This window comes from Occultella glacieicola (assembly GCF_004353825.1).
Lineage (GTDB): Bacteria > Actinomycetota > Actinomycetes > Actinomycetales > Beutenbergiaceae > Occultella > Occultella glacieicola.
The window spans coordinates 42,166-60,481 of the sequence record NZ_SMNA01000017.1; the positions used below are offsets into that span (position 1 = coordinate 42,166).

At 70.6% G+C, this 18,316-nt stretch carries 17 protein-coding genes; 15 read left to right on the plus strand and 2 right to left on the minus strand.

The window, feature by feature from the left end:
* The 9 genes from EXU48_RS23220 to EXU48_RS23260 all read left to right on the plus strand — a co-directional run bounded on the left by EXU48_RS23220 (position 1) and on the right by EXU48_RS23260 (position 10,241).
* Positions 1-2,460, plus strand: coding sequence for a helix-turn-helix transcriptional regulator (locus EXU48_RS23220; RefSeq protein ID WP_133110085.1), 2,460 nt, complete (start codon positions 1-3; stop codon positions 2,458-2,460).
* Positions 2,461-2,667: 207 nt separating this feature from the next.
* A complete protein-coding gene (locus EXU48_RS23225; RefSeq protein ID WP_165962962.1) occupies positions 2,668-5,247 on the plus strand; it encodes a LuxR C-terminal-related transcriptional regulator in 2,580 nt (859 codons plus the stop codon).
* Between the two features lie 773 nt (positions 5,248-6,020).
* Complete coding sequence (infA, locus tag EXU48_RS23230) at positions 6,021-6,242, plus strand: translation initiation factor IF-1 (protein WP_133110087.1); 222 nt, start codon at positions 6,021-6,023, stop codon at positions 6,240-6,242.
* 75 nt (positions 6,243-6,317) lie between these two features.
* Positions 6,318-6,431 (plus strand): 50S ribosomal protein L36, encoded by a 114-nt coding sequence (gene rpmJ, locus EXU48_RS23235; protein WP_133110088.1) that lies wholly within the window; start codon positions 6,318-6,320, stop codon positions 6,429-6,431.
* Between the two features lie 169 nt (positions 6,432-6,600).
* Entirely contained in the window at positions 6,601-6,978 is a 378-nt protein-coding gene (gene rpsM / locus EXU48_RS23240; RefSeq protein WP_133110089.1) for a 30S ribosomal protein S13, read from the plus strand.
* 69 nt (positions 6,979-7,047) lie between these two features.
* Positions 7,048-7,455, plus strand: coding sequence for a 30S ribosomal protein S11 (gene rpsK, locus EXU48_RS23245; protein ID WP_133110090.1), 408 nt, complete (start codon positions 7,048-7,050; stop codon positions 7,453-7,455).
* Positions 7,456-7,654: 199 nt separating this feature from the next.
* A complete protein-coding gene (locus EXU48_RS23250) occupies positions 7,655-8,659 on the plus strand; it encodes a DNA-directed RNA polymerase subunit alpha (RefSeq protein WP_133110091.1) in 1,005 nt (334 codons plus the stop codon).
* A gap of 41 nt (positions 8,660-8,700) precedes the next feature.
* Positions 8,701-9,303 (plus strand): 50S ribosomal protein L17, encoded by a 603-nt coding sequence (gene rplQ, locus EXU48_RS23255; RefSeq protein ID WP_133110092.1) that lies wholly within the window; start codon positions 8,701-8,703, stop codon positions 9,301-9,303.
* Positions 9,304-9,521: 218 nt separating this feature from the next.
* Positions 9,522-10,241, plus strand: coding sequence for an alpha/beta fold hydrolase (locus EXU48_RS23260; protein ID WP_235857228.1), 720 nt, complete (start codon positions 9,522-9,524; stop codon positions 10,239-10,241).
* 9 nt (positions 10,242-10,250) lie between these two features.
* On the opposite strand, the gene EXU48_RS23265 is transcribed toward EXU48_RS23260, so the two are convergent.
* Complete coding sequence (locus tag EXU48_RS23265; protein ID WP_133110093.1) at positions 10,251-11,012, minus strand: ROK family protein; 762 nt, start codon at positions 11,010-11,012, stop codon at positions 10,251-10,253.
* A 160-nt stretch (positions 11,013-11,172) separates the two neighbouring features.
* On the opposite strand from EXU48_RS23265, the gene truA reads away from it, so the two are divergent.
* Positions 11,173-12,012, plus strand: coding sequence for a tRNA pseudouridine(38-40) synthase TruA (gene truA / locus EXU48_RS23270; RefSeq protein WP_235857229.1), 840 nt, complete (start codon positions 11,173-11,175; stop codon positions 12,010-12,012).
* A gap of 47 nt (positions 12,013-12,059) precedes the next feature.
* Here the strand turns inward: truA and EXU48_RS23275 are convergent, their stop codons facing one another.
* Positions 12,060-12,596: a DUF5709 domain-containing protein gene (locus tag EXU48_RS23275; protein WP_328591671.1), complete on the minus strand. Its 537-nt coding sequence runs from the start codon at positions 12,594-12,596 to the stop codon at positions 12,060-12,062.
* A gap of 151 nt (positions 12,597-12,747) precedes the next feature.
* Here EXU48_RS23275 and EXU48_RS23280 point away from each other — a divergent pair, with 151 nt between their 5' ends.
* From EXU48_RS23280 to EXU48_RS23300, 5 genes are all read left to right on the plus strand, one after another.
* On the plus strand, positions 12,748-14,430 hold the full coding sequence (locus EXU48_RS23280; RefSeq protein ID WP_133110095.1) for an ABC-F family ATP-binding cassette domain-containing protein: 1,683 nt from the start codon (positions 12,748-12,750) through the stop codon (positions 14,428-14,430).
* A gap of 259 nt (positions 14,431-14,689) precedes the next feature.
* On the plus strand, positions 14,690-15,133 hold the full coding sequence (gene rplM / locus EXU48_RS23285) for a 50S ribosomal protein L13 (RefSeq protein ID WP_133110096.1): 444 nt from the start codon (positions 14,690-14,692) through the stop codon (positions 15,131-15,133).
* Between the two features lie 43 nt (positions 15,134-15,176).
* A complete protein-coding gene (gene rpsI / locus EXU48_RS23290; RefSeq protein WP_133110097.1) occupies positions 15,177-15,671 on the plus strand; it encodes a 30S ribosomal protein S9 in 495 nt (164 codons plus the stop codon).
* A gap of 117 nt (positions 15,672-15,788) precedes the next feature.
* On the plus strand, positions 15,789-17,141 hold the full coding sequence (gene glmM, locus EXU48_RS23295) for a phosphoglucosamine mutase (RefSeq protein WP_133110098.1): 1,353 nt from the start codon (positions 15,789-15,791) through the stop codon (positions 17,139-17,141).
* Between the two features lie 5 nt (positions 17,142-17,146).
* Entirely contained in the window at positions 17,147-17,800 is a 654-nt protein-coding gene (locus tag EXU48_RS23300) for a peptide deformylase (protein ID WP_133110099.1), read from the plus strand.
* Positions 17,801-18,316: the final 516 nt, after the last annotated feature.

The window sequence follows — 18,316 nt, forward strand, 5'->3', positions numbered from 1 at the left end:
GTGACGGCCGAGACCGCGTCGCTCCCTCCTGGCCTGCCGCGGATCCCACGTGACACCCAGATCAGCGAGCACGTGCTCAACACGCTTGCGGGCGAGCACCCGCTCACGGTCCTGCGTGGGCCGCGGGGGTACGGGAAGACCAGTGCCATCGTGACCTGGATGCGCAGCGCCGACCGCCCGCACGCGACCGTCTACGTCACCCTCAGCATCGCCAGCAACGAACTGGACGGATACTGGGCGGAGCTACGGTCGGGGCTCGAGCGAGCGGAACTCCTGGGCCCTGCGGCACCGGGTTCCGACCCGCATGCGGACGTGACCGTGCTGCTCGCGGAGCGGCGGGAGCCACTGGTCCTGATCATCGACGACTTCCACGAGGCCGGGCTCAAACACGGCGCCGCGACGATCGACGACGAGATGGTCGACCTCGTGCGGCAGAACGACCAGCTGTTCCTGGTGGTCGGTTCACGGACCCTGCGAGCACTCGAGACCACCGGTGCCCTGTCCGTCGAGGCCGCGATGATCGGTCCGGCCGACCTGCGGATGACCGGGCCGCAGGTGCACGACCTGGCGTCCCGGCTCGGGCTCACGATCACGATGGACCAGGCCCAGCAGATCGCCGTCGACCTGGGTGGTTGGCCCTCGGCGATCCGGGCCGGGCTGATGCGTGCCGTGTCCGGCTCCGACGGCATCGACGGGCCGCTGGTCGACGGGAGCCTCGTCGATGGTTACATCGCCACGATGGTGCGCGACCTGCGGTTCGAGAACGTGCGTTCGTTCCTGCTGCGCACGGCGATCCCCGAGCAGTTCGACATCGAGATGGCCCGCGCGATCGCACCCGAGGGCAACACCGTCCGGATCCTGCGGAACGTGCGGGCGGCCGGGCTGCTCAGTGAGCGGCACACCGTCGAGGGGCAGATGTACTCCTACGCCCCGGCGATCCGCAACGCACTGATCCGGGTCATGCGGGAGTCACGCCCCGAGCTGTTCCGGGAGGTGCATCTGGCGCTGATGCATCTCTCGGCTGCCAACCGGGACCCCGGCGAGACGCTGACACATGCGGTGCACGCGGCCCAGTGGGCCACTGCGATGGACGTCATCGAACGGCAGTGGGCGCGCCTGCTCACGCACCAGCCGCTGACCCTGATCGCCGCGGCGCGGCGGTTCCCCGACGACATGGTCGCGCAGAACGCCCGGCTCCGGGTGGCCGTCGACTACGTCGAGGGCGCACTCGACCCACACTCACCGGACACGAACATCTGGGCGGTCCCGGACTACAGCGCCATCAACGCCATCGTCGAGGAGAACCGGTCGGAGGCAGGGGATCCCGAGCGCGACGAGAGCCTCGTGCTCCTGCAGTGGGGCATCTCCAGTCTGCTCGGCGGCAACCTGGACACGGCCATCTACGCCTTCGGCCGTGCCCGTGAGCGCGGACTGATCTCGCCGGCGGACACCGGCGCGCTCCAGATGGGGACCGTCGGCCTCGCCCTGGTGCACGCCGTGAACGGCGAGCCGGACCTGGCCCTGCGCTGGCTGGAGGACTCCACCCTCCAGGACCGGATCCAGCACGCCCAGCCCGAGGATGCCCGGGACATCTCGCTGGTCGCGGCCAGCATCGCCCGGGCACTCGCCATGGCCGACGCAGCCCACCCCGGCGCCGACGAGGCGGTCGCCACGATGATCGAACCACGGCACCGGGACGAGCTCTGGGCACTGACCGTGTTCATCCGAGCCCACCACGTGGTGCTCCACGGCACTCCGGACCGGATGTTCCGGCAGACCAACCACCTGCGCGCCGCGCTGCGCCACATCGCCCGCGGGAGCCTGGTCGAAGCGGTCCTCAGCTCGACCCTCGTGGAGTTGCTCCTGGTGGCCCAGATGCCGGGGGTGGCCCGTGAGGTCGCGGACCGCTACGACGGAAACCCGGTGGCCTGGGCCGCGATCGCGAAGGTGCATCTGACCGACCGGACGTTCGGGGAGGCGATCGCCTACGCGACGAAGTCGCTCGACTCCGGAGGGTCGCGGCGCGCGGCCATGGAGTGCCAGGTCATCCTGGCCAGCGCCCACCACGCGTTGGGCAACCTCACCGAGGCCAGGCGGGCGTTCGCCGACGCCGTACGGCTGGGGCAGGCGACCGGGCAGCGGCGACCGTTCTTCCTGATGCAGCGGTACGTCTTCGACACCCTCGCCGGCGACGACCCCCGGATCCACCAGCTCTGGCCGGGCGCCGAGGGTGCGCCGGTGCAGCCGCCAGCGCCGCTGGCGGACGAGATGCAGACGCTGACCATGCGGGAGGCGCAGGTGCTGCGGGCGCTCGAGGTCCACGCCGGGCCGGTGGGCATCGCCCACGACCTCGGACTGTCGGTGAACACCGTGAAGACACACCTGCGCACCATCTACAAGAAGTTCGGCGTCTCGAACCGGAACGAGGCGCTCGCCGTGGCGGAGCGCGGCCTGCACTGAGGCTGGGTTCCGTTCCGTCAGGAACGCGGCAGGAGGAGCCTGTCGAAGCCGCACGTAATGGCATCCAATGGCACGAAGTCCGGTCGCGACGTCGCCAGTTCGTCGTCGGAAGGCTGACGTACGGCCGCGGGGTCGACCATGATGGTGACTTGTTCGAGGTCACCAGCGCCCCCGATGGGCGATCGGGTGACCGGGGAGGAGCGGACGATGATCTCACCGGCCGGCCAGGGCGCAGGCGACGGCTTCGGCATGCCCCGGGTCCCGATCGGGTTCATCGCCGCGCCCGAGGTGCGTCGCCAGCTGGGTTCGGTTCCGTCCCTGGTGGTCTTCCGCAGCCCCAGGGGCTGGGGGAAGACCAGCACGGCGTCGCACTGGCTGCGCCGACACGGCTCCGGGTACGACCGGATCTGGATCAACGTGCCCAGTCGCGACGTCGACCGGGAGGAGTTCTGGCGGATCGTGTATCGGCGCATCAGCGACGCCGGCCTGGGGGATCTGACGGGATCGGACACCTGGGACGACGTCCATGGCGCGATCTGGAAGCGGGGCCGGGACCTGATCATCGCGATCGACGGGCTGCACCACGTCACCGACCTCGGTGTCGACGAGGAGCTTCTCGCGCTCGTGAACGCGAACGAGTCGTTCCACCTGTTCGTGACGGCGCGCAGCGAGCGCCCGATCGAGACGCTCGCGAAGATCACCGCCGACGGCATGGTGTTCCGCGTGGCCCAGCTGACGCTCGGCACGGCGGAAGTGGCGGAGCTGGCCGAGGCGGTGGGCCTACCGGTCAGCCTCGCCGAGGCCCAACGGCTGCGGACCGAGCTCGGTGGGTGGCCCGCGCTCGTGCGGGCGGTCCTGGGTGACTCGAGCCGCGGCCCCGACGGTGAGCTACGGATCGACTGGTCCGCCGTCGAGAAGTACACACGCCTGGTCCTGAGTGACCCCGACGTGGCGGCGACCGCCGCGTTCGTGATGGCGATCGCCGTCCCACGGGAGTTCACCGAGGACATCGCCGCCCATGTCCTCGGGCGAGGCGTGGCAGACCTGGCGTTCGACTACCTGACCGGTTCGGGCCTGCTCACCAGGTCGGCCGCGCCCGGCCCGCCCGCCTTCCACTATTCGAGCGTGGTGCGCCATGCCATCCTGCGGGTGTACGCCGAGCGGGATCCCGAGGGCTACCAACGGGCCAACCGGGACATGGCCGCGTGGTACCGGGAGCGCGGCGTCGCCGATGCCGCGCTGGAACACGCGGTTCGCGCGGAGGACTGGCCCTCGACCGCGTCGCTGATCGAGGCCTTCTGGGTCGAGCTCGTCTCGGGCCATCCCGACCAGGTGCGGGACGCGCTGGGACGACTGCCGGCGGCGCTGGTCCGGGGGAGCGCCCGGCTGCTGGTCGCGCGGGACTACATCCTCAACGTGGACACCTCCGAACGCTCGTTGTCGGCGCTCAGGGCGGGGCTGCTGGACGTCGACTCCGACCTCGGCCGCACGGGCGAGCTGAGACTGTCGCTGGGTCAGGTCCTGTCGCTGCGGTCCACGGGCCAGTACGAGGTGGCCCGGGAGATCGTCGAACGGCAACGGGTCGACCTGCTCACCGCGGAGGGGGACTGGACCGAGGACGTCCTCTCCGAGATGCCCGAACTGCTCCTTCAATGGAGCATCACCCGGCTGTTCGGTGCGGACACGGTGGGTGCCGCGTACGCGTTCCGGGAGGCCTACCGGTGGGCCGGCGAACGCGGGCTGACCCCGGCTAAGCGGGAGGCGGGCGCCGGCCTGGCGCTCTCATTGGCGGTACTCGGACACACCCTCGGCGCCCAGCGGTGGTTGGCGCGTGTCGAAGGCCTCGCCCGCTCCGACGACACCGAGCCGACCACCCTCGAGCACCTGAGCGTCCGGTTCGTGCAGGAGATCATCGACCTGGACTCCCTCCGGCTCGAGGTCGGACCGCAATGGTGCGATCCCAAGGTCCCGGTCGCGCTCGGCGACCTGAGGGCCATCGCGCTCCAGCTCCACGCGAGCCGGTCGATGCACGCGGGCAGCCGGTTCGACTCCATCGGCATGCTGGAGAGTTACCGGCAGCAGTTGCAGGAGCAGGGCCGGGGACCGGGTCTGGCCGACAACGTGGTGGTCACCGCGCTCGTGGACCTGCTGATCCAGACCGGCCAGTCCGACCGTGCCCGGGCGATGCTCGCCCACGCCGATCCGGCGAGCTCGTGGCAACGGCTGGCCCTCGCCCGTCATTCGCTGTACGCGGGGGAGTTCGAGGACGCGATCGCCTTCACGGACAACGCGGTCCCCCAGGCCGGCGTCCGGCCACGCACCGCCCTGCACCTGGCGCTGATCCGAGCCAGCGCGTCCCACCGCGCCGGACTCGCCGATCAGGCCGCCGATGCCCTGCACCTTGCGATCGCGGTCGCCGAGCAGAGCGGGCAGTTGCGGCCGTTCCTGATGGTGCCGCGGGCGGACCTGGAGGAGATCGGTGCATCGATGCCCCAGGCCGCGGAGTTCCTCTACCGCCCGGAACTGGTGGACGCACCGGAGCTGTTCCCGGCCCCGCACGAGGCGATCCGGCTCAGCGAACGCGAGCTGAGGGTCCTCACGGAGATCGCCCCCGGCCTGTCGCTGAGCCACGCGGCCCGACGTCTGTACGTCTCGGAGAACACGATCAAGACCCAGATGCGCAACATCTACCGGAAGTTGGGCGTGCACACCCGCGAGGACGCCATCGACCGCGCGCGTGAACTCGGTCTGCTGGCACCCCTGGCGGACGTCGACTCCGTCGACTGAGCCCGGCGCGGTCGACGAGGTCACCCTCCTCCCTCACCCGCACCACCCGTAGTCGCGGCTGCCGATTCACCAGCCGATCACCACGCGGGTGGCTACGCGGCCCGTCCGGATCTGGTGATCTTGTTCCGGTCCCGCCTCCGCGTCGAGTAGCCCATGACGCCGGTCGTGCCGGATCCAGACGACCGATCGCCGAGGCTGGGGGAGACACGTGAGCCACACAGCGGGATAGGACATGCGGTGGCCGATCGGCCACCGCCACAGACGCGGCCGCCGTTTCGCTCCCCCCGGGACGACGCCGCACCACACAGGGGCCTCGGTCGTCTCCCCCACGGCCGGGGCCTCTGTGCTCCGTCCGGCCCTCGCGTCTCACCCCCTCCGGGTCAGGAGTCACCCCGGCACGATCACCACCCGTTCATCTGTCGGGGGCATTGGTCCGGGCCGGGGGATCTGGTCAGATTGATCATGTTCGGACCGGTACACCGGTCCGGGTTCCGCACCCGCGACTCCAAGCGCGGATCCGCGGTAACGAGCAGGGGCTCCGGTCGTTTCCCCCACGGCCGGGGCCCCTGCTTCGACGTTCGGCGCCGGTCGGTGTGAGCGAGACCGCAGTGGGGTCGCTTCCCCGCGGTTACCGCAACTGTCGGCGATGCCGTACGATAGACCGTTGGGCGTGGCATGTCGCGGGTTCTCCCGCGCGCACCGTGTCGCGCCCGGTTCGGACCAGCAGGTCGGCGGGCACGTCGGCATGCACAGCACAGCAGTTAGCGGAGGACATGGCAAAGAAGGACGGTGTCATCGAGATCGAGGGCAACGTGGTCGAGGCGCTGCCGAACGCGATGTTTCGCGTGGAGCTCACCAACGGTCACAAGGTTCTCGCTCACATCTCGGGCAAGATGAGGCAGCACTACATCCGGATCCTCCCCGAGGACCGGGTCGTGGTCGAACTCAGCCCGTACGACCTGTCCCGCGGACGCATCGTCTACCGCTACAAGTAACCCCCCTCTCGATCAAGCCGTCGCGAGCAAACCCCACGGGGCGTTGTTCCCGCGCGCGGCGGCAAAGGAAGAGCCATGAAGGTCAAGCCGAGCGTCAAGAAGATCTGCGACAAGTGCAAGGTGATCCGCCGTAACGGAAGCGTGCGCGTCATCTGCGACAACCCGCGGCACAAGCAGCGCCAGGGCTGAACCCCTGACGCGTCCGGCGCACCCGACCAGGGTGACGCCACCAGCGCATCATCAGCTCCGCCGTCGCCCATGAGGGCGTACGCGGCGCAACCCCCGGTCGGAGGCCGGGGCCCGGAACACCGGGACGATGGTGCGGCAGACCTCCGATACTCACAGGAGTGAGAAGAAGTTGGCACGAATCGTCGGCGTCGACCTCCCCCGCGAAAAGCGGCTCGAGGTTGCGCTCACCTACATCTTCGGCGTCGGGCGTACCCGGGCAGCCGAGACCCTGACCTCCACCGGCCTGAGCCCCGACCTGCGGGTCAAGGACCTCACCGACAACGAGATCGTCGCCCTGCGTGACTTCCTCGAGGGCAACTACAAGCTCGAGGGTGACCTCCGCCGCGAGATCGCCGCGGACATCCGCCGCAAGGTCGAGATCGGCTGCTATCAGGGCCTGCGGCACCGCCGCGGCCTGCCCGTGCACGGGCAGCGCACCAAGACGAACGCTCGCACCCGCAAGGGTCCGAAGCGCACCGTGGCCGGCAAGAAGAAGGCCGCCCGCTAGCAGTAGTCCGTCGACCGGCACACCGCCGGTCCGGATCGACGACCTCACCGAAGAAGAAGGAACCCCAGAATGCCTCCCAAGACTCGCCAGGCAGCCGGTGCGCGCAAGCCGCGCCGCAAGGAGAAGAAGAACGTCTCCGCGGGCAACGCCTACATCAAGTCCACGTTCAACAACACCATCGTCTCGATCACCGACCCCTCGGGTGCGGTCATCTCCTGGGCCTCCTCCGGCCAGGTCGGCTTCAAGGGGTCGCGCAAGTCCACCCCGTTCGCCGCCCAGCTCGCCGCCGAGGCCGCTGCCCGCAAGGCGCAGGAGCACGGCATGAAGAAGGTCGACGTGTTCGTCAAGGGTCCGGGTTCGGGCCGCGAGACCGCGATCCGCTCCCTCCAGGCCACCGGCCTCGAGGTCGGCTCCATCCAGGACGTGACGCCGCAGGCACACAACGGGTGCCGGCCGCCCAAGCGCCGCCGCGTCTGAGTCGGCATGTGTCGGCATGAGCCGGCATGAGCCGGCATGAGCCGACACTGAAGGGCCGGGCCGAGGCGGCGACCGTCGCCGCGGCCCGGCCCCGCACAGCACGCACCACAGCAGTACCGCACGACCCCCTCGACCGGACCGATGGGCGAGGGGCTTTGCATGGCGTCATATGGCGGACGCCTGCCGAAAGGACACATCCGTGCTCATCGCACAGCGCCCCTCCCTGACCGAGGAAGTCGTCGACGACTACCGTTCGCGGTTCGTCATCGAGCCTCTCGAGCCGGGCTTCGGGTACACCCTCGGTAACTCCCTGCGTCGGACCCTGCTCTCCTCCATCCCGGGAGCTGCGGTCACGAGCATCCGGATCGACAGCGTGCTCCACGAGTTCTCGACGATCACCGGTGTCAAGGAGGACGTCACCGAGATCATCCTGAACATCAAGAACATCGTGGTGTCCTCGGAGAACGACGAGCCAGTCGTGATGTACCTGCGCAAGCAGGGCCCCGGCACCGTGACCGCTGCCGACATCACCCCGCCGGCTGGCGTCGAGATCCACAACCCGGACCTGCACATCGCGACCATCAACGCCAAGGGCAAGCTCGAGATCGAGCTCACCGTCGAGCGTGGCCGCGGGTACGTCTCGGCCGCCCAGAACAAGAACTTCGACGCTGAGATCGGGCGCATCCCGATCGACTCGATCTACTCGCCGGTGCTCAAGGTCACCTACAAGGTCGAGGCCACCCGTGTGGAGCAGCGCACCGACTTCGACAAGCTCATCGTCGACGTCGAGACGAAGCGCTCGATGGCCCCGCGCGACGCGCTCGCGTCCGCCGGGAAGACCCTCGTCGAGCTGTTCGGCCTGGCCCGTGAGCTGAACACCGAGGCGGAGGGTATCGAGATCGGCCCGTCGCCGACCGACGCCGCCGTCGCCGAGGACCTCGCTCGCCCGATCGAGCAGCTGGACCTGACCATCCGGTCCTACAACTGCCTCAAGCGCGAGGGCATCCACACCGTGGGTGAACTCGTGGCGCGCAGCGAGGCGGACCTGCTCGACATCCGGAACTTCGGTGCGAAGTCGATCACCGAGGTCAAGGAGAAGCTGGTCGGCCTGGGCCTCTCGCTCAAGGACAGCCCCGCGGACTTCGACCCGACGCTCGTGGCGAACGCCTACGACGACGGCGACGACTTCGACGCCTACAACTGACCTGCCGGTCTTCCCATCTCGTTAGGAACTGAGGAAACACAATGCCCAAGCCCACGAAGGGTCCCCGCCTCGGAGGCGGACCGGCGCACGAGCGGTTGATCCTGGCCAACCTGGCCCAGTCGCTGTTCGAGCACCAGCGGATCACGACGACGGAGGCCAAGGCCAAGCGGCTGCGTCCTCTGGCCGAGCGCCTGATCACCAAGGCCAAGCGCGGCGACCTGCACGCCCGCCGTCAGGTCCTCGCCGTGCTCTCCCGCAAGGACGTGGTGCACACGCTGTTCGCCGACATCGCTCCGGCGATGGCCGAGCGCGAGGGCGGCTACACGCGGATCACGAAGATCGGCCCCCGCAAGGGCGACAACGCCCCCATGGCGGTCATCGAGCTCGTGATGGAGCCGGTCAGCCCGAAGCAGGCCACGGTCCGCGAGGCCGAGGCCGCCACGAAGCGGGACGTCAAGGAGAAGGCCGCCAAGGCCGAGGCCGCCGAGGCCGCCGTGGCGGACGACGAGGCTGACGCCGTCGAGGACGTCGACAGCGACGCCGTCGACGCCGACGAAGCCACCACGGATGACGCCGCCCCCGCGGAGGACGCGGCCGAGGATTCCGACGAGGCCGACGCCGACGAGGCTGCGACCGAGAAGTAGAACCTCCTCTTCGGAGGACGAGACACCCGCCGCGGCACGACCTGCCGCGCCCGTCTCAACGAGGGGCCCGCCGGTCCAGGACAACCTCCTGGACGCGGGCCCCTCGCCTGTGTCCCCACCTCCGCCGTCGCGGATCTGACCGGGGACCCGCTGCCACCGGTGATCGGCGGGTGATCGGCAGATGATCGGCAGGGCGACCTTCCACGTACCCTGGATGGGTGAGCACACCGTCGATCGTCTTCCTGCACGGGATCCGGACCTCGTCCACGATGTGGCGCCGACAGGTCGAGATCCACGAGGCCGCCGGGCGCCGCGTCGCGGCCGTCGACCTGCCCGGTCACGGGAGCAGGATGGGCGAGCCGTTCTCGCTCGAGGCGGCTCGTGACGTCCTTGACGAGGCGGTCGCGTCGCTGCCCGGGCCGCACGTCGTGGTCGGGCTCTCCCTCGGTGGGTACCTCGCGCTGCACTGGGCGGCCCGCACGGATCGGCCGCCGGCGGCGGTCCTGGCCGCGTCCTGCTGCACGCAGCCGCGCGGCGCGGCGCTCGCCGGCTACCGCGCGGTCGCCGGGGCGATCGAGCGGTTGCCCGACCGGGGCCGGTTCCTCGGCAACACCATGGCGAGGCTGACCCTCACGCCGGAGTCCGCTCTGGACGTCAACGCCGGCGGCGTGCCGTGGGGAGTGATGGGTCCGGCGCTGGCCGCGATGGCCGAGGTGGACACGCTCGCCGATCTGGAGACCATCGAGGCACCGATCTGGTTCGTGAACGGCGCCTGGGACCACTTCCGCACCCAGGAACGCCGGTTCGTGCGCGCCGCGCAATACGGACAGTTGTGCGTCGTGCCGGGCGCCGGGCACCTGGTCAGCCTCGATCAGCCCGAGGCGTTCGCGCGCCTGACCGGCCTGCTCGCCGAACGGACCAGGCTGGTCGCGGTCTGAGCCGACGGGTCACTCGGTGCGCAGGGACCAGGCCCGCACCCCGCCGATGATCCCGGCGCTGTTGGGCACGATGACGACGTCGTCCCCCAGCTTTTCGAGGACGGTCGGGGTGAGCCGTCGCGAGTTCCCGCCGCCGATGTACAGCCGGTCCCAGAGGTAGACCGGTCGCAGTGCCTCCACCACTCGGCGGATCCGCCGCGACCACTGCGAGTCGCCCAGTCGGAGCCGTTCGTGCTCACCGACGTACTCGTCGTAGGTCAGTCCCCACCGGACCGGCCCCTGGGACAGTTCCTGGTGCGGGGCGAGCATGCCCCCGTCGAACAGGGCGTTGCCGAGTCCGGTTCCGAATGTCAGCATCAGCTCCAGGCCGGCGCCGGCGATCACCCCGGCGCCGTGCACCTCGGCGTCGTTGAGCACCAGAGCCGGCTGCCCGAGCTGCCCGCTGACCGCGGCCCTCATGTCGAAACCGGACCAAGCGTCGACGAGTTCGGGGAGCACCCGGGTCCGCGGGCCGGCCTTCGTGATGTAGTGCGGGGTGTGGACCACCACGCCGTGCCGGATCATCCCGGGCATGCCGACCGTCACGCGTCCCGCCGGGGGGAGCCGGCCGGCCAGGTCGGCGATCAGGGACAGCAGGCGCTCCGGTGGCAACGGATAGGGCGTCGCCGCCCGGACCGGTTGGGCGTGCATGGTACCGGCGGCGTCGAGCACGGACGCCTTGATGCCGCCGCCGCCACAATCGACCGCCAGCGTCGCTGGTGTGTCCTGCACGAGCGTGACTCTACCGGCGGCCCGGTCGTGGTGGACTTGGGTGGTGGTCCCCGACAGTGACGCAACGATCCCGCCCGCCCGGCACGCCCTCGCGCCGGCGCCTCGGTCGCGTGCCGCGGGAGGCGACCCGACTGCTCCCGCGCGCGACGCCGTCGTACGGGTGCGACTGGACGTCGCCTACGACGGCACGGGCTTCTCCGGCTGGGCCACCCAGCCAGGACTGCGCACCGTCCAGGGTGAGATCGAGGCAGGGCTGGCCCGGGTGCTCCGGCTGGCCGAGCCTGCCCGCCTGACCGTCGCGGGCCGGACCGACGCGGGCGTGCACGCCCGCGGGCAGGTGGCCCATGTGGACCTGCCCGGGACCGCGTGGGCAGCCACCCCCGGGCGCAGCGACCGGGTGCCCGCGGAGGCCCTGCGGCGCAGGCTGGCGGCGGTGCTCGCGCCCGACGTCGTGGTGCGCGGTGTCGCTCCCGCGCCGACCGGTTTCGATGCGAGGTTCTCCGCGATCTGGCGGCGCTACTGCTACCGGCTCGTCGACACGATCGGTGCCCGGGACCCATCGACCCGCGCCGCAGTGACATGGCACGGGCGTGGGCTGGACGTCGACGCCATGGATGCCGCGGCCCGGGACCTCGTCGGCGAGCACGACTTCGCCTCGTACTGCAAGCCCCGCCCTGGGGCCACGACGATCCGGACCCTGCAGGAGTTCTCCTGGCGGCGCGACCGTGCCTCCGGGGTGATCGAGGCCAGGGTGCGCGCCGACGCGTTCTGCCACTCGATGGTCCGAGCCCTCGTCGGCGGGTGCCTCGTGGTGGGGGAGGGACGTGCAGCGCCGGACTGGCCCGGGCTCGTGCTCGCGGCTCAGCGTCGCGATCCCCGGGTCACGGTCGCACCCGCGCGCGGGCTCACCCTCGAGGAGGTCGCCTACCCGCCCGACGGCGAACTCGCCGCCCGCGCACGCGTCGCCAGGGCGGTGCGAACCCTGGCACCGAAGGACTGACCGCGTCCCTGCCGCGTCCTGCCGGCCTCGCTCGCGGCGCTCGCGGGTCAGGACCGGCTGCTCCTGGGGCGGTCGGAGTCGTCGTCACGGTCCGGGCGGGACTCGTCCGGCAACCCGTCCTCGTCACCACGCACGTAGGCGACCACACCCTCGGGATCCGGCTCGCCGTCGTCGTCCTCGTCCTCGCCGACCACGATGTGGATCGCTGCCTCCTCCGCAGAGGCCGCACCGCCCGCGATGCCGGCGTCCCGGCCCCACCCGTCCTGCTCCCGGGCGCCGTCGCGGATGTCCTCGAGGCGCCCGGCCCGGTCGGCCTGGCGGTACTCGGTCGCGCCGGTCTCCTGCCACGCCTCCGGCCGCTCCTGAGCCAGGTGCTGGTCGTGACTCTCGCCGCGGGACTCCTCATAGGCGGTCTCGCCCCAGTGGTTGGTCCGCTCCCGGTCGGGGGGTGAGTAGCCCTCGTCCAGCAGGTCGTCCACGGCCCGCGACTCCAGCGTGTCCTCACGAGCCAGCTGATCGTTGTCACCCTCGCCGGGCAGCTCGGGATCGGCGCTGGTGCCCGGGGTCTCCTCGGTTCCGCTCATGCCCTCAGACTGGCACCTCCGGCCCGAGCGCGCACCAGTTCCCGTCCTGGACGGAGCATCGGTGGGACCCGACCCGCCACGAAACGGCACTTCGCGCCGGCCCCGGTGGAATCAAGTTGGTCCAGGGCCGCGCTGGCAGCATGCTGGGACCGTGGCACATCTGGAACTGGCCGGGATCGGCTTGAGCCTGCCTGACGGGCGGGCCCTGCTCGATGACGTCTCGCTGCGCGTCGGTGAGGGTGCGCGGATGGCGCTGATCGGCCCGAACGGCGCCGGTAAGTCGACCCTCCTGCGGATCGCCACGGGGCGGTTGGCATCGCATGCCGGGACGGTGACGCACTCCGGCTCGCTGGCGGTCATGGACCAGTGGGTGGGCCGGGACGCGGACGAGCGGACCGTCCGCGACCTGCTCGTCGAGCACGCGCCACCGATGCCAGCCGCCGTTGCCCGCCGGGTCGACGCGGCGGAGGAGGCGATGATGCTCGCCGACGACGAGTCCACGCAGCTCGCCTATGCGCAGGCGCTCGCCGACTGGGCCGACATCGGCGGGTATCAGCTCGAGGCCGAATGGGACGAGATCTGCATGTCGGTGCTCGCCCAGCCGTTCGAGCGGGCCCAGTGGCGCCGTGCGGACACCCTCTCCGGTGGTGAGGCGAAGCGACTCGTGCTGACCGCGCTGCTGCGCGGCCCCAGTGACATCCTGGTGCTGGATGAGCCGGACAACTCCCTGGACGTGCCCGCGAAGCGGTGGCTCGAGGGGCAGCTCCGAGCCAGCGGCAAGGCCATCCTCTTCATCAGTCACGATCGCGAACTCCTGGCCGCGACCGCCACGCAGATCGCGACCCTCGAGCCGGCCGCGTCCGGGTCCACCCTCTGGATCCACGGGGGTGGCTTCGGCAACTACGCGCAGGCCCGTGCCGACCGGATGGCGCGACTGGAGGACCTGCGCCGCCGGTGGGACGAGGAACACCAGAAGCTGCGCACCCTGATGCTGATGTACAAGCAGAAGGCGTCCTACAACGCCGACATGGCCTCGCGCTATCAGGCGGCACGGACCCGGCTGGAGAAGTTCGAGCGGGCCGGCCCTCCGCAGGAGGTCACCCGGGACCAGCACGTGAGCATGCGACTGACCGGCGGCCGGACGGCGAAGCGGGCCGTGGTGTGCACCTCGCTCGCCCTCCGGGGGCTGACCGAGCCGTTCGATCTCGAGATCTGGTTCGGTGAACGGGTCGCGGTGCTCGGGGCGAACGGCACCGGCAAGTCCCACCTGCTCCGGCTGCTGGCCGGCGGTGGCACCGACCCGGACGTGGCGCACCGGCCGGTCACCGACGTGCTGCCGGAGCCGGTCGCGCACACCGGCAGGGCCGTACTGGGTTCGCGCGTGCTGCCGGGCTGGTTCACGCAGCAGGCTCTCCCGCCGGCGCTCGTCGGGCGCACACTCGTGGAGATCCTCGGCCGTGGCGAGGGCCGCCGGCACGGCATCCCGCGCGAGCAGGCCGGCCGGGTCCTGGACCGCTACGAACTGGCCGCCGCCGCGGAGCAGCGCGTGGAGACGCTGTCCGGTGGACAGGTCGCCCGACTGCAGATCCTCCTGCTAGAACTGGCCGGAGCGACCTTGCTCCTGCTCGACGAGCCCACGGACAACCTCGACCTGCACTCGGCGCAGGCCCTCGAGGCCGGCCTCACGGCGTTCGAGGGCACCGTGATCGCGGTGACCCACGACCGCTGGTTCACGCGCACCTTCGACCGGTTCGTGCAGGTGCGCGCCGATGGTCGGGTCGTGGAGACCGATGAACCCGTGTGGGACGATGACGGGGCGATGCGGGTGCGCTGAGCAGCGCGGGGCGTGATGAACGTCGCTCTGCGGGTCCCTGCCTCGCTTTGACCGTGACGGCACGCTCGGAGTACTCTGGGGAGTCGTTGTGCGTCCGCGTTCGCTGGTCGGTGCCTCCCACTCACCGCATCGCGCGTGATGATGACGCGCACCACCACCGAAGTGACCATCCGGTCCACTGTGTGTCCGCGCCCCGCCGGGGCCGAGGGGGCAGGCAGTGTGCCGCAAGCAGACCAGCAGAGAAACGAAGGCTACGACCGTGCGTACGTACACCCCCAAGGCAGGCGAGACCGAGCGCAACTGGTACGTCATCGACGCTGCCGACGTCGTCCTCGGCCGCCTGGCCACCCAGGTCGCCACCTTGCTCCGGGGCAAGCACAAGGCGACCTTCGCCCCCCACGTGGACGGCGGCGACTTCGTCATCGTCGTCAACGCGGACAAGATCGCGCTGACCGGTGCGAAGCGGGAGAACAAGCTCGCCTACCGCCACTCGGGCTACCCGGGTGGACTGCGGGCGACGAACTACGCCGAGCTGCTCGAGAAGCACCCGGAGCGGGCCGTCGAGATGGCCGTCCGGGGCATGATCCCCAAGACCCGCCTGGGCCGCGCCCAGATGCGCAAGCTGAAGGTCTATGCCGGCGCCGAGCACCCGCACTCGGCGCAGCAGCCCACGACCTTCGAGATCACCCAGGTCGCGCAGTAACGCGCACCGCGCTCACTGCCGCGAAGAAGAACTTAGGAGAATCGTGTCCGAGACCATCACCGAGATCGAAGACCTCGAGGGCGACGCCCCCTCGTCGTACACCACCGAGTCGGCCGCCGCCGCCACGACCGGCGCCGGCCGCTCGCTGACTGCTCCGGGCGCCGCCCTGGGTCGCCGCAAGGAGGCCATCGCCCGCGTGCGACTGGTTCCCGGCACCGGCACCTGGAAGGTCAACGGCCGTACCCTCGAGGAGTACTTCCCGAACAAGCTGCACCAGCAGCTGGTCAGCGCGCCGTTCACGCTGCTCGACCTCGGCGGGCGCTTCGACGTCATCGCCCGGATCACCGGTGGTGGGGTGTCCGGCCAGGCCGGCGCGCTGCGCCTGGCGATCGCGCGAGCGCTGAACGAGATCGACGCGGAGTCGAACCGGGCCACGCTCAAGCGGGCCGGCTTCCTCACCCGCGACGCTCGGGTCACCGAGCGTAAGAAGGCCGGCCTCAAGAAGGCCCGTAAGGCCCCCCAGTACTCCAAGCGCTGACCGCCCGCCGGTTCGACGCAGTACTACCATCGGCCCCGAGCGACCCATGTGGTCCGCTCGGGGCCGATGTCATGTCGCCCACCGACGGGGCGTTGGCAGCACAGAGAGGCACGATCGATGGCACGACTTTTCGGCACGGACGGGGTCCGAGGTCTGGCGAACCGGGAGGTGACCGCCGAGCTCGCGCTGCAGTTGGGCACCGCCGCGGCGCACGTCCTCGGCGAGCGGGGTACGTTCGGCGACCACCGACCGCGGGCGATCGTGGGCAGGGACCCGAGGGTCTCCGGGCAGTTCCTCGCGGCGGCCGTGATCGCGGGGCTCGCCAGTGCGGGCGTTGACACCGAGGACCTCGGGGTACTTCCGACTCCCGCCGTGGCGTACCTGACCGCCGCCGAGAACGCCGACCTCGCCGTGATGATCTCCGCATCCCACAACCCGATGGCGGACAACGGCATCAAGTTCTTCGCACGGGGTGGGGTCAAGCTCGACGACGCGGTCGAGGACGCCATCGAGAGCGAACTGGGTAACTCCTGGGAGTTGCCCACGGGCGCCGACGTCGGACGCATCACGCTCGACCGCGGCGTCGGCGGCGACCGGTATGTCCAACATCTGCTGAGCACGATCGGGCACGACCTGACCGGACTGCGGATCGCCGTCGACTGCGCGAACGGAGCGGCCAGCGAGGTCGGTCCCGAGGTCCTCCGGGCCGCCGGCGCCGACGTCGTGGTCATCAACGCCTCACCCGACGGCCGCAACATCAACGAGAAGTGCGGCTCGACGCATCCCGAACAGCTCCAGGCCGCCGTGGTGGCGTCCGAGTCGCACCTCGGGGTCGCGTACGACGGCGACGCCGATCGGTGCCTTGCCGTCGACCACACCGGTGCCCTGGTGGACGGGGACCAGATCATGGGCCTGCTCGCGCTGGCGTTGGCGGAGGAAGGCCGGCTCGCGCACAACACCCTGGTCGTCACCGTGATGAGCAACCTCGGTCTGATCCTCGCGATGCGGGAGGCAGGCATCCGCACCGAACAGACCGGTGTCGGTGACCGTTACGTGCTCGAGGCGATGCGCGCCGGCGGGTTCAGCCTCGGGGGTGAGCAGTCCGGCCACGTGATCATGTCCGACCACGCGACCACCGGTGACGGCGTCCTGACCGGCCTGCACCTCGCCGCCCGGGTGGCCGCCACCGGTCGGACCCTGGCCGACCTGGCCTCGGTGGTCCGGCGCCTGCCCCAGGTGCTGATCAACGTGCCGGGCGTGGACAAGGCCCGTGTGGACTCCGACGAGGGGGTCGCGTCCGCGGTCACTGCGGCGCAGGCCCGGCTCGGCGAGACCGGTCGGGTGCTGCTGCGTTCCTCCGGGACCGAGCCACTGGTGCGGGTCATGGTCGAGGCGGCCGAGCAGGGGCAGGCCGAGTCGGAGGCGCGCACGCTCAGCGACGTCGTCCTGGCCAGGCTCGCTCTCGCCTGAGTCGAATGGGCCACGAGACGGCCGGGCCGTTGGCGGCGCGGGTCCGGGAGTTGCTCGACCACGCCCAGGACGGCGTCGTGCCGATCGTGCGGGCCGGCGAGCCGGTCCTACGGCGACGGGCACCGGCCTACCGGGGCGAGCTCGACGCCGGCCTGCTGAACGACCTGATCGCGTCGATGTTCGCCACGATGCGCGCGGCCCCGGGTGTCGGACTGGCCGCGCCGCAGATCGGCCTACCCCTGGCGCTCGCCGTCATCGAGGACCCGGGCGCGGCCGATCCGGACGTGGCGCAGACGCGCGAGCGGTATCCGGTTGCGCCGATGGTCCTGGTGAACCCGCGCTACGAGCCCGTGGACACCGATGTCGCCGAGTTCTACGAAGGCTGCCTGTCCATCCCCGGCTGGGTCGCGGTGCGTCGCCGCCGCCGCACGGTTCGGCTGCGGGCAGAGACCCTCGACGGCACATCCACCGTGGCGACCACGTCCGGGTGGCTCGCGAGGATCGTGCAGCACGAGACCGACCACCTGGCCGGCGAGCTGTTCCTCGACCGGGCCGAACCGAGGTCGCTCGCGCACGAGAGTCTGGCCGCGCGTTGGGCCGGCCCGGCCGACCCGACGCTGGCCGCGGAGGCACTCGGGTTCGACCTGTCCGGGCCATGATGTGTTCCGCCCCACAGGTGTGGCCGCAGCCCGGCCGGACGAGGTCATCCGAGTGACCCGCGAACCCCTCTCCAAGGGGGCGGAATCGGCGAGATCGCGCGGCTCGCACGGGTGTCGTGCATGGGGCGGGATGGCCGTCCACGAGCGTGCCGGGAGGCACCGACACGATTTGACCCCCTACCCGGAGCCGCGTAGTGTTACATCTCGTTGCCCCGACAGGGAGGAACGGACACCGCGAGGTGGCCAGTCCCCGGTCAGGCAGCCCCTGGATCCGGTCCGGCCGGCGCGAAGCGCATGGAAGGCCAGGAAGCGGAACCCAAACCAGATCGGTCACGATCGGTGTCGGCGCACATTGGCCGGCTCGATTTGGAAGACTCGGACTGGATGGGCTAGGGTAGAGAGGTTGCCCCAGCGAGGATCTTGGTTGGTCTGGTGTTGGTGCGCGTCCGCTCCTTGAGAACTCAACAGTGTGTCATATGATCGATGCCGAATAGTTTGTTTATTTGGTTTGACCAG

Bases quoted from the DNA above. Each gene is read 5' to 3' on its own strand.
- rplQ (WP_133110092.1), top strand. From the start codon at position 8,701: ATGCCCAAGCCCACGAAGGGTCCCCGCCTCGGAGGCGGACCGGCGCAC.
- rpmJ (WP_133110088.1), top strand. From the start codon at position 6,318: ATGAAGGTCAAGCCGAGCGTCAAGAAGATCTGCGACAAGTGCAAGGTG.
- EXU48_RS23225 (WP_165962962.1), top strand. From the start codon at position 2,668: ATGATCTCACCGGCCGGCCAGGGCGCAGGCGACGGCTTCGGCATGCCC.
- EXU48_RS23300 (WP_133110099.1), top strand. From the start codon at position 17,147: ATGGGCCACGAGACGGCCGGGCCGTTGGCGGCGCGGGTCCGGGAGTTG.
- rpsK (WP_133110090.1), top strand. From the start codon at position 7,048: ATGCCTCCCAAGACTCGCCAGGCAGCCGGTGCGCGCAAGCCGCGCCGC.
- infA (WP_133110087.1), top strand. From the start codon at position 6,021: ATGGCAAAGAAGGACGGTGTCATCGAGATCGAGGGCAACGTGGTCGAG.
- EXU48_RS23275 (WP_328591671.1), bottom strand. From the start codon at position 12,596: ATGAGCGGAACCGAGGAGACCCCGGGCACCAGCGCCGATCCCGAGCTG.
- glmM (WP_133110098.1), top strand. From the start codon at position 15,789: ATGGCACGACTTTTCGGCACGGACGGGGTCCGAGGTCTGGCGAACCGG.